The organism is Flavobacterium sp., from assembly GCF_020217025.1.
GTDB lineage: Bacteria > Bacteroidota > Bacteroidia > Flavobacteriales > Flavobacteriaceae > Flavobacterium.
The window spans coordinates 1-10,000 of record NZ_JAIWOF010000232.1 but is presented as its reverse complement, the minus strand read 5'-3'; the positions used below and the strand labels follow the sequence as shown (position 1 = coordinate 10,000).

General features: G+C 32.7%; 13 protein-coding genes. 1 reads left to right on the top strand and 12 read right to left on the bottom strand.

Going from position 1 to position 10,000, the window contains the following annotated elements; all coding sequences use genetic code 11:
* A partial coding sequence (locus LDL23_RS12355) for a prolyl oligopeptidase family serine peptidase (protein ID WP_291265973.1) occupies positions 1 to 333 on the top strand: 333 nt, incomplete at its 5' end.
* Here the strand turns inward: LDL23_RS12355 and LDL23_RS12350 are convergent.
* The 12 genes from LDL23_RS12350 to LDL23_RS12295 form a co-directional block, all read right to left on the bottom strand.
* Positions 330 to 758, bottom strand: coding sequence for a GNAT family N-acetyltransferase (locus LDL23_RS12350; RefSeq protein ID WP_291265972.1), 429 nt, complete (start codon positions 756 to 758; stop codon positions 330 to 332). The two genes, LDL23_RS12355 and LDL23_RS12350, sit on opposite strands and share 4 nt — an antisense overlap.
* 1 nt (position 759) lies before the next feature.
* Positions 760 to 3,102: a prolyl oligopeptidase family serine peptidase gene (locus LDL23_RS12345; RefSeq protein ID WP_291265971.1), complete on the bottom strand. Its 2,343-nt coding sequence runs from the start codon at positions 3,100 to 3,102 to the stop codon at positions 760 to 762.
* 133 nt (positions 3,103 to 3,235) lie between these two features.
* Complete coding sequence (locus LDL23_RS12340; protein WP_291265970.1) at positions 3,236 to 3,646, bottom strand: hypothetical protein; 411 nt, start codon at positions 3,644 to 3,646, stop codon at positions 3,236 to 3,238.
* A gap of 127 nt (positions 3,647 to 3,773) precedes the next feature.
* Positions 3,774 to 4,631 carry an ATP synthase F1 subunit gamma gene (gene atpG / locus LDL23_RS12335; protein WP_291265969.1) on the bottom strand — a complete coding sequence of 286 codons (858 nt, stop codon included), beginning with the start codon at positions 4,629 to 4,631 and terminating at the stop codon, positions 3,774 to 3,776.
* Positions 4,632 to 4,704: 73 nt separating this feature from the next.
* Entirely contained in the window at positions 4,705 to 6,282 is a 1,578-nt protein-coding gene (gene atpA / locus LDL23_RS12330; RefSeq protein WP_291265968.1) for a F0F1 ATP synthase subunit alpha, read from the bottom strand.
* Positions 6,283 to 6,305: 23 nt separating this feature from the next.
* Positions 6,306 to 6,839 carry an ATP synthase F1 subunit delta gene (gene atpH / locus LDL23_RS12325; protein WP_291265967.1) on the bottom strand — a complete coding sequence of 178 codons (534 nt, stop codon included), beginning with the start codon at positions 6,837 to 6,839 and terminating at the stop codon, positions 6,306 to 6,308.
* A 4-nt stretch (positions 6,840 to 6,843) separates the two neighbouring features.
* The gene (locus LDL23_RS12320; RefSeq protein WP_133608828.1) at positions 6,844 to 7,344 is read right to left on the bottom strand and encodes a F0F1 ATP synthase subunit B; all 501 of its coding nucleotides are present in this window, start codon (positions 7,342 to 7,344) and stop codon (positions 6,844 to 6,846) included.
* 89 nt (positions 7,345 to 7,433) lie between these two features.
* The gene (gene atpE, locus LDL23_RS12315) at positions 7,434 to 7,622 is read right to left on the bottom strand and encodes an ATP synthase F0 subunit C (protein WP_111566383.1); all 189 of its coding nucleotides are present in this window, start codon (positions 7,620 to 7,622) and stop codon (positions 7,434 to 7,436) included.
* A gap of 36 nt (positions 7,623 to 7,658) precedes the next feature.
* Positions 7,659 to 8,801: a F0F1 ATP synthase subunit A gene (gene atpB, locus LDL23_RS12310; RefSeq protein WP_194093529.1), complete on the bottom strand. Its 1,143-nt coding sequence runs from the start codon at positions 8,799 to 8,801 to the stop codon at positions 7,659 to 7,661.
* 117 nt (positions 8,802 to 8,918) lie between these two features.
* Complete coding sequence (locus tag LDL23_RS12305; protein ID WP_291265966.1) at positions 8,919 to 9,296, bottom strand: hypothetical protein; 378 nt, start codon at positions 9,294 to 9,296, stop codon at positions 8,919 to 8,921.
* A 2-nt stretch (positions 9,297 to 9,298) separates the two neighbouring features.
* On the bottom strand, positions 9,299 to 9,523 hold the full coding sequence (locus tag LDL23_RS12300) for an AtpZ/AtpI family protein (protein WP_291265965.1): 225 nt from the start codon (positions 9,521 to 9,523) through the stop codon (positions 9,299 to 9,301).
* A complete protein-coding gene (locus LDL23_RS12295; RefSeq protein WP_291265964.1) occupies positions 9,523 to 9,882 on the bottom strand; it encodes a polymer-forming cytoskeletal protein in 360 nt (119 codons plus the stop codon). Before LDL23_RS12295 ends, LDL23_RS12300 begins: the two co-directional genes overlap by 1 nt.
* Between the last annotated feature and the right edge of the window lie 118 nt (positions 9,883 to 10,000).

The following is a 10,000-nucleotide window of genomic DNA, read 5'->3' as shown; positions in this document are numbered from 1 at the left end:
ACCTCTGGAATTCATCATTTTGATGAATATGGAGATCCAAACAACAAAGAAGAATTTCAATCTATGCTTTTATATTCGCCGTATCACACGATTAAAGAAGATGTGAATTATCCAACTTGCTTAATTATTACTTCTGAAAACGACGATAGAGTGCCGCCTTTTCAATCCTATAAATTTGCAGCAAGATTACAAAATAGAATAGCGCAGAAAAATCCTATTTTTTTGAAAGTAAATAAGGTTGCTGGTCATTCAGGTAACATTTCGAGCTACGAGAAAAGAGTAAAACAACAAAGTGAATTTTATAGTTTTATTTGGGAATACTTGAATAATTAATCCTTCAAATATTTCACAAAATGAAATCCTTTGGGTACAAATCCGTGATTCATGTAGAATTTTTGGGCTCCAAAATTGGTCGTATACGCATCTAAAGTAATCATATTACAGTTTTCATCGATTGCTTTTTGATTGAGATATTCGGTCATAATACTTCCAATTCCTTTGGAACGAAAATCTTCGTGTACGACAACATTATCCATTTCTAGATATTTGCCACTCCACAATTTAGTTCCAATCCAAAATCCGGCTAAACCAATAGTGATTCCGTTTTCGACTACAACAAGTTGTTTGTAATTGTGCGGAATCATTTTGTCTAGCAAATTCCCATAAATTTCAAGTGTATAATCAGGATACAATTGTTGGATGATAGGCAATTGCTCTAACATTTCGGCTTTTGTTCCTAATTCGAGTAACTGTGGCATTTTATTTTTGTAATAGATTTTCGTTGAATAAGTCTAAAATTCTTCGGTATTCATCAACCCAAGAATACGTTTCGGTAAACCCATGCGCTTCTACTGGAAATACGGCTAAATCCCAGTCTTTCTTTCCTAATTCGATAAAACGTTGCGTTAATCGCACAATGTCTTGAAATTGTACGTTGTCGTCTACCATTCCGTGTAACATTAACAATTTGTCTTGTAAGTTATTCGCGAAATAAATCGGTGAACTTTTCTTGTACGCTTCAGGATCGGTTTCTGGGAAATTCAAAATATTTGAAGTGTAACCATGATTGTAATGCGCCCAATCTGTAACCGAACGTAATGCTGCGCCTGCTTTGAATTCGCCAGGTTCTGTTAGCAATGCCATCAATGTGATGAATCCGCCATAAGAGCCGCCGTAAATTCCAACACGGTTGGCGTCAATTCCTACTTTTTCTACTAAATATTTCTTTCCATCTAAATGGTCCGATAAATCTTTTCCACCCATGTGACGGTAGATTCCCGTTCTGAAATCGCGCCCATAACCATCGCTGGCTCTGTAATCGATGTCTAAAACGGTGTAGCCTAAATCGGTTAACATATTGTGAAACATGTATTCTCTGTGGTAGGTGCTCCAATAATTATGTGCGTTTTGCAAATATCCAGCACCGTGTACAAAAATGACTGCCGCTTTGTTCTTGTTCTCCACTTTTGGTTGGTACAAACGTGCGTAGATTGTCGTTCCATCTTCTGCTTTAAATGTGATAACTTCTGGTGTTTTCCAATTGTATTTTTTGAATTCTGGCGTAGTTGAAAACGTAATTTGTTTCAAATCAGAATTAGGTTTGTTGGCTCCAACGTACAATTCCCATGGTTTGTTTTTATACGAATAACGCACTAAAAGTGTTTTTTCATCTGGAGATACTTCTACTTCGTAATTGCCGTCGTTCATTAAAATTCCAGTCATTTTTTTGGAAGCGATGTCTAATTTGTAAAAACTTCTATTTCCTGGATGCGTTGTGGTAGTAGTAATGTAAAATGATTTTTTGTCGTTGGCTAATTTCACTTCACGAACTTCCCAATTCCCTTTTGTTAACGCTTCTTTTTTCTTGGTTTTCAAATTATACGTATACAAATGCGAAAAACCAGTAGCTTCTGATTGAAAATAAAAAGTCGAATTATCAATAAAACCTATAGTTCCGCTACTGAAACTATAGCCTGGAATTCCAGGTCCGCCAATCCAAGCTTCATCGTGTTGATGGTCTAACTCGGTTATTTTTCCTGAAACTAAATCCAATTGTACCATCCAACGGTGTTTGTTGTCTTGACTTCTGATTTCTAAAACGGCATTTTTTCCGTCTTGGCTATAGACTGGACTCATCATTACAATAGCGGTTTCGTAATCCGATTTGTCTTTTAGATTTTCGTAGTCTTGATAATATTTTGGTGCATCTTTGATTCCGGATAAATTGGAAAACGAAACATAATACGTTGTATCTCTTTCAACATTGAAAATTCCGAATTTGTGTTTACTGAAATTTTCTGTTGAAACTTTTGCTCTTGCTTTTTCTTGACGTGTAAATCCATCATCTGTAATGAAATTTTCAACGTTTGTAGAAGCTTGACTTGGATAATCAGAAATTCTAAAGGTTACAAATTTTCCATCTGGTGATGCTTTTATTTGTTCTAAAGTTGATTTATCGTAATAGATTTCTTTTGGGAATTTCTCTTTCTTGCTTTTAGATTTTTCTTCATACCATTTCGAAGATGTTTCTTCATCGCGAACAAATTGAAACAATTCCTTTTGTTGATTTTTTAAGAACGAATCTTCTTCTTTTGACGATTTACTTTCTTTCCCTGTTCTAAAATTCGTCAATTGAACAATCGAAAAATCTTTGGTATTGAATTGATACACATTGCGGTTTTGCTGAAAAAAGATAATATCAGGATCACTACTTCTTTGAACAGAGGCTATTCGGTCGGCTAATTGAATGACTTTTTTAGTCTTTTTTGTGGATTTGGTATACGAATACAAAACACCTTGATTGGTATAATATACCACATCATACTCTTTTTGCGTTGCGATGAAATCCAAATCGTAAATCGGATTTGAAGTCGTTACTTTTTGCGGTGATTTACTTGATTTGTTCCAAAAATAGGTACTGTTATCGACTTCATTATTCGGATTCCAATCAAATAAAACGGTTTGTCCATCGATAGACCAACGGTGATTATCAGGTTGGTGCCCTATGAATTCGTCGCCTTTCATGATGTCTTCTAAACGAAGATTTTGAGCATTACCAAAAAAGATGAAAAGTAGTAAGAAGAAACAGCAATATTTTTTCATTGGAAAATAGTTTGTTACTTACAAATATACCAATAAAAGTAAAGGAGGAAAAAAAGGTTTTGTTAAATGAAGATGTGGTTGTGAGAATTAATTTTTGGGTAAGGAATGAAATTCCGCACTATCTTGTTTTTCCTTAATTTGGAGTTACACCAATTTTATCCTTAATCAATAACATTAATTCTTTAGAATCATTTGCATTTTTTCCATTAATTGAAATTTGATTAAAAGTTCCTATACAAATAGTATCTGATTTTTCATTAAAGTGAGTAATAGCTTGCATTTTAACATTAAACGTTTTGTTTGAATTAGATGGTCTTAATTTTCTATATTGAATTTTGAATTTTGAAATAAAATCAGGATCATTAATTAACAGTTCTTCTCTTATTTCATCGAAACCTTTATCTCTAATTGCCTCACAATTTATATCAATTGGATAATTTACACCATCTCTAATGTAATATACTTCTATTGATTCTACATTTTTTATGGTCTCATTACAGCTCATAAAAAGAATAGTTGTAAGTATAACAATAATATATTTCATATAAAATTATTTAATGCAATTACGTATGCTGATTTCCTGTAGTTCAAATTAAACTTAGTTATTCTCACAAATATAAAACAAAAAAGTCCCGAATAAATCGGGACTTTTTATAATATCTAAATTAAAATTAGTTATTCAAAGCTTCTGCTCCACCAACAATCTCTAAGATTTCGTTTGTAATAGCAGCTTGACGTGCTTTGTTGTATGTTAATTTTAATTGGTCTCTTAATTCTGTAGCGTTATCGGTTGCTTTGTGCATTGCTGTCATACGCGCTCCGTGTTCTGCTGCAAATGAATCTCTAATTGATTTGTATAATTGTGTTTTTAATGATTTTGGAATCAATGTTAACACAATTTCTTCTTTAGATGGTTCAAAAATATAATCAGAAGCTACTACTTCGCCACCAACAATTGGAGCTAAAGGTAAAAACTGTTGCGTTCTTACAATTTGAGTTGCAGCATTTTTAAATTCGTTGTAAACAATTTCGATTTTATCGTAATCACCTGCCACAAATTTATCCATTAATTGTTGTGCAATATCAGCAGCATTTTCGAAAGTTAATTTGTCAAAAATAACATTGTTAACTTCGATTACGTTGTTTGTTTTGCGTAAAACATCGTTTCCTTTCTTACCAATAGCAAAAATATCTACTTGTTTTCCAGCATACGTATCAGCAACTGCTTTTGCTTGTTTAATTACATTGGTATTAAACGCACCACACAAACCTCTGTTTGAAGTAATTGCAACGATAAGTACTTTGTTTACTTCTCTTTGAGCTGTAAAAGCACCACCAACTTCTCCTTCAAGAGTTGCACTTAAGTTTTGTAATAGCTCAGTAAGTTTTTCTGCATACGGACGCATAGCTGTAATAGCATCTTGCGCTTTTTTTAATTTTGCAGCAGAAACCATTTTCATCGCCGATGTAATTTGCATCGTAGATGAAACAGAAGTAATCCTATTACGTATTTCCTTTAAGTTTGCCATGTTTTTATAGTAATTAGTAATTAGTGAATAGTAATTAGCTTTTTACTAATCACTATTCACTTTTCACTGAAAATTAATTATATTTTGCTGAAATTTCTTTCGCTACTTTTTCTAAAACGTCAGTGATAGCGTCATCAAACTTACCTGCTTTAAGTGCGTCTAATGTATCTCTGTGTTTAGCGTTTAAGTATTCTAAGAAATCTTTTTCAAATTCTTTTACTTTTACAACTGGTACATTTCTTAACAAGTTTTTAGAACCTGCATAAATGATAGCCACCTGATCTTCTACTGTAAAAGGAGAGTTTAAACCTTGTTTTAAGATTTCAACGTTTCTTTTTCCTTTTTCAATCACGTTTAAAGTAACCGCATCTAAGTCAGAACCAAATTTCGCGAAAGCTTCTAATTCACGGAATTGTGCTTGGTCTAATTTTAAAGTACCTGATACTTTTTTCATTGATTTAATCTGTGCATTACCACCCACACGAGATACAGAAATACCAACGTTAATTGCAGGACGAACTCCAGAGTTGAATAAATCACCATCTAAGAAGATCTGTCCGTCTGTAATCGAAATTACGTTTGTTGGGATATATGCAGATACGTCACCCGCTTGAGTTTCGATAATTGGTAACGCTGTTAACGAACCACCACCTTTAACGATTCCTTTGATAGAATCTGGTAAATCGTTCATATTTTTAGCGATTTCGTCGTTAGCGATAACTTTACAAGCTCTTTCTAATAAACGAGAGTGTAAGTAGAAAACGTCTCCAGGATAAGCCTCACGTCCTGGTGGTCTTCTTAATAATAAAGACACCTCACGGTAAGCTACAGCTTGTTTAGATAAATCATCATAAACAATTAAAGCTGGACGACCAGAATCTCTAAAATACTCACCAATTGCAGCACCTGCCATAGGAGCATATACTTGCATTGGAGCTGGGTCAGAAGCATTAGCAGCAACGATAACTGTATAAGCCATTGCACCTTTTTCTTCTAACATTTTTGCGATTCCTGCTACAGTTGAAGCTTTTTGTCCAATTGCAACATATATACAGAATACAGGTTTTCCTGCATCGTAAAATTCTTTTTGATTTAAGATAGTATCGATACAAACTGTTGATTTACCAGTTTGACGGTCACCAATAACCAACTCACGTTGACCTCTACCTACTGGAATCATAGCATCAACTGCTTTTACACCTGTTTGTAATGGTTCAGTTACTGGCTGACGGAAGATAACTCCAGGAGCTTTTCTTTCTAATGGCATCTCGAATAACTCACCACCGATTGGACCTTTACCATCAATTGGGTTACCTAAAGTATCTACAACACGACCTACCATTTGTTCTCCTACTTTAAGAGAAGCAATACGTTGTGTTCTTTTTACTGTAGAACCTTCTTTGATTCCTGTAGATGGTCCTAAAAGTACCACCCCAACATTGTCTTCTTCTAAGTTCAATACGATAGCTTCTAATCCGTTTTCGAATTGAACTAACTCTCCGTATTGAGCGTTTGATAATCCGTAAACACGAGCGATACCGTCCCCAACTTGAAGTACTGTTCCAACTTCTTCTAACGATGCACCAGATTCAAAACCTGATAATTGTTGTTTTAATATTGCTGAAATTTCAGCAGGTTTAATTTCCGCCATTTTGATATATCTTTAATGGTATATTAATTACTAAACTCTCTTTTTAAATTTTGCAATCTGCTTGATACAGATGCATTGTATTGTTTGTCTCCCATTCTTAAAATAAATCCTCCAATAATTGATGGATCTACAATATTTTGAATAGTAATATTTTTATTTGAAAACGATGCAATTTTTGCCAATACTTTAGCTTCTAACTCAGGCGTCATTGGAATAGCAGTTGTAACTTTAGCTACTTCAATTCCGTTAAGTTCATCATATAAAGCATTGAACTGTAAAGCAACATCATTTAATAATTCAAATCTTTTGTTAGCTAAAAGCAATTGAAATAATCCTTTTGTCTCTTTTTGAGCAGAAGTAAAAATTTCGTTTAAAGACGAAAATTTAATTTCACCTTTAACAACTGGGCTTTGCAAAAAGTCTTTTAACTCAGCACTTTCTTTAATTGCGTTAGCAATAGCAGTCATGTCTGAATTTACAGCTTGTGTGCTGTTATTTACTTGGGCAATGTCCAAAATGGCTTTAGCGTATCGAATTGCTGCTCTAGTTCCTGCCATGATATTAGTTTAATTTAGCGTCACCTAACATTTTCTCAACTAATTTAGTTTGAGCTTCTTTGTTAGATAATTCTCCTTTTAATAATGTCTCAGCGATTTCTAATGACAAAGAAGAAACTTGATTTTTCAATTCTGCCATAGCTGCATTTTTTTCACTTTCGATTGTTGCTTTCGCAGATTCAATCATTGCTGCTCCTTGAACTTGTGCTTCAGATTTAGCATCAGCAATCATTTTTTCTTTGATTTCTCTTGCTTCTTTAATCATCAAGTCTCTTTCAGCTCTAGCTTCAGCTAATAATTTTTCATTATCAGACTTTAAGTTCTGCATGTCTTTTTTAGCATTTTCAGCTGCTAATAAAGCGTTAGAAATTCCTTCCTCACGAGCTACAATTGAATTCATGATAGGTTTCCAAGCAAATTTAACCATTAATACAATTAATATTAATAAGATAATTGCTTGCCAGAAAAATAGTCCGAATGAAAAATCGTTAATTAATTTCTCCATGTTTTGAAAAATATATGTTTAAATAGTACTTTCTTTTTAAAAGCAGTACCTGTAACCAACCGTTACAGATACTGTTTTTTCTTTCTTTATTATTTTCCTAAGATTAAAGCAGCGAATGCTAAACCTTCTAATAAAGCAGCGATAATAATCATCGCTGTTTGAATTTTACCAGCAGCTTCTGGCTGACGCGCGATAGCGTCCATTGCAGAACCACCAATTTTTCCTAAACCTAAACCTGCACCGATTACTACTAAACCAGCTCCAATTAAATTGTACATAATAATTGATTTATAAAATTAAACAATACTCAAATTTTAATGATGATCATCGTGATGATGATCTTGAACTGCCATACCAATAAATAATGATGATAACATTGTAAAAATGAAAGCTTGTAGGAATGCTACTAAAACTTCGATAATTGAAATAAACAATGTTAATCCTAATGATATAGGTAAGTCAGCTGCTAAATTTTTTCCAACAAAAATCATTGCAATTAAACTCATGATTACAACGTGACCTGCTGTAATGTTTGCAAACAAACGAATTAATAATGCGAATGGTTTTGTTAATGTTCCTAAAATTTCAATTGGCATTAAGATAATCTTCATTGGAACCGGAACACCTGGCATCCAGAAAATGTGCATCCAATAATCTTTATTAGCACTAAATTGTGTGATAAAGTATGTGAATAACGCCAAACAAATAGTTACTGCAATATTACCCGTAACATTGATTCCTAGTGGAGTCATTCCAAGTAAATTCAACAACCAAATTAAGAAAAACACAGTTAATAAATAACCCATGAATTTTCTGTATTTTTTCTCTCCAATATTAGGAATAGCAATTTCGTCTCTGATGAATAAAATAAGTGGCTCTAACACTCTACCAAATCCTGTTGGGATTGGTCCTTTTTTATATGATTTAGCTAAACCAACAAACATGAACAATAACAACGCAGATGTAAACAACATTGAAAACACATTTTTCGTAATTGAAAAATCTAATGGTTTTGCATTTGTTGGATGATGGTGCTCGTCGTAGTTAATAGTTCCAGCAGCATCTGTTTTATAAATTTTTCCGTGGTATAATTTGTAGAAATTCCCATCAACTTCAGCTACAGTTTCTCCGTGGTGAAATTTTGAAGATGAAAATACTTTTAAACCATTATCAATTAAAATAACTGGTAATGAAAACCCATAATGTTTACCTTCTTTTTCATCTGAGAAAAAAGTAAAATCGTGAGAATCTTGTAAGTGATGTTGAATGTACGCATCTACTTTAGCTTTCTTGTCCTGAGGTTCAGCAGTTTCTCCGTGATTAGCATCAGCTGCAACATGAACTTCATGAGCTTCTTTTTTTACTGTATCATTAGAAACATTAGCAAAACTAAATAAAGGCAATATCGCGATTGCGATTGCTGCTATTACATGAAGTGGTTTTCTTGAAATCACCATATTGATTATATTCTAAAATTTTGGTCTTAAAAATTTTTGCAAAAGTACAACTTTAATTAATATTCCAAGTTTCAAAAATATTTTTTTTTGAATATTTAATGATTTTTTTGCCACAAATTACTTTTTGTTTAGCAATCTTATTGTAAAATAGACATCTAGACTTAAAAAAAACAGAAAAGTGATGAAAAAATTAAATTTATTAGTTTCAAGCATTGCCTTATTTTGAAATAAATATTCGGTAGCAAAAAAATAACTAATTCCTACTTTTAAGGTAGACAACCCTAAAAAAGCAAAACCTAATTGTTCTTTAGCTGTATCATAAATTTTAATCATTGCTAACAAAATAACCAATGTCATTATAATTTGTAAAGCATATGACATTAAAAAAGGTGTTGTGTCAATCTTATTTAAAAATGTAACTATTCCAAAATGAATTAGAAAAAAAACACTTGAAATTAATAAAACTTGAACAGTTACAGGTAATTTTTTTAACATCTTTACTTATTATTATTTAATTGATTTACTTGTTTGATTACATTATAAAGCGCAACAAAAACTCCAAGTAGTGTAATTCCTTTTAGAAAATAACCTCCAGTATTTGGATATTTTTCATCTAGCCAACCACCTAGATACGAGAAGCCAAAAATAATCAATCCCATTTGAAATGGGATGTTAATTAGCGCTAACCACTTATTGGATTGTTTTTTCTTATTTGAATCCATTATTTGTTTTGAGTTCGCATTTCGCAACTGGCTTCAAATCGAGCACCAGGTTCAACGGCTAATTTGCCTACGATTACTTCTCCTGTTATATGTGCTTTTGATTTTACATTTAACATACCTTCGGCCTGAAGTTTTCCAGAAAAAACACCTTCGATATCGATACTTTTACAAATGATATCACCGATAACTTCTCCTGTAGGACCAATTACAATTTTTCCTTCTGAAGTGAAATTTCCCTTCAGTTTTCCATCTAAACGAAAGTCTGCTAAAGTAGTGATGTCACCTGTAATAATAGTTCCGTCTACAATTCTATTTGTTTTGCCTAATAAATGATCTTGATTCTTAACTTTTTCAAACATATTAATAGGGATTTGGGTTCTTATTTATTTAACAAAATCCATTGTTCCAACTTCTTCTTCATTTGTACAATCTTGTAATCCTCAGTTGAAATGATATAAACTTTGTCGGTTAGTTTGT

Bases quoted from the DNA above. Each gene is read 5' to 3' on its own strand.
- LDL23_RS12350 (WP_291265972.1), bottom strand. From the start codon at position 758: ATGCCACAGTTACTCGAATTAGGAACAAAAGCCGAAATGTTAGAGCAA.
- LDL23_RS12345 (WP_291265971.1), bottom strand. From the start codon at position 3,102: ATGAAAAAATATTGCTGTTTCTTCTTACTACTTTTCATCTTTTTTGGT.
- LDL23_RS12340 (WP_291265970.1), bottom strand. From the start codon at position 3,646: ATGAAATATATTATTGTTATACTTACAACTATTCTTTTTATGAGCTGT.
- atpG (WP_291265969.1), bottom strand. From the start codon at position 4,631: ATGGCAAACTTAAAGGAAATACGTAATAGGATTACTTCTGTTTCATCT.
- atpA (WP_291265968.1), bottom strand. From the start codon at position 6,282: ATGGCGGAAATTAAACCTGCTGAAATTTCAGCAATATTAAAACAACAA.
- atpH (WP_291265967.1), bottom strand. From the start codon at position 6,839: ATGGCAGGAACTAGAGCAGCAATTCGATACGCTAAAGCCATTTTGGAC.
- LDL23_RS12320 (WP_133608828.1), bottom strand. From the start codon at position 7,344: ATGGAGAAATTAATTAACGATTTTTCATTCGGACTATTTTTCTGGCAA.
- atpE (WP_111566383.1), bottom strand. From the start codon at position 7,622: ATGTACAATTTAATTGGAGCTGGTTTAGTAGTAATCGGTGCAGGTTTA.
- atpB (WP_194093529.1), bottom strand. From the start codon at position 8,801: ATGGTGATTTCAAGAAAACCACTTCATGTAATAGCAGCAATCGCAATC.
- LDL23_RS12305 (WP_291265966.1), bottom strand. From the start codon at position 9,296: ATGTTAAAAAAATTACCTGTAACTGTTCAAGTTTTATTAATTTCAAGT.
- LDL23_RS12300 (WP_291265965.1), bottom strand. From the start codon at position 9,523: ATGGATTCAAATAAGAAAAAACAATCCAATAAGTGGTTAGCGCTAATT.
- LDL23_RS12295 (WP_291265964.1), bottom strand. From the start codon at position 9,882: ATGTTTGAAAAAGTTAAGAATCAAGATCATTTATTAGGCAAAACAAAT.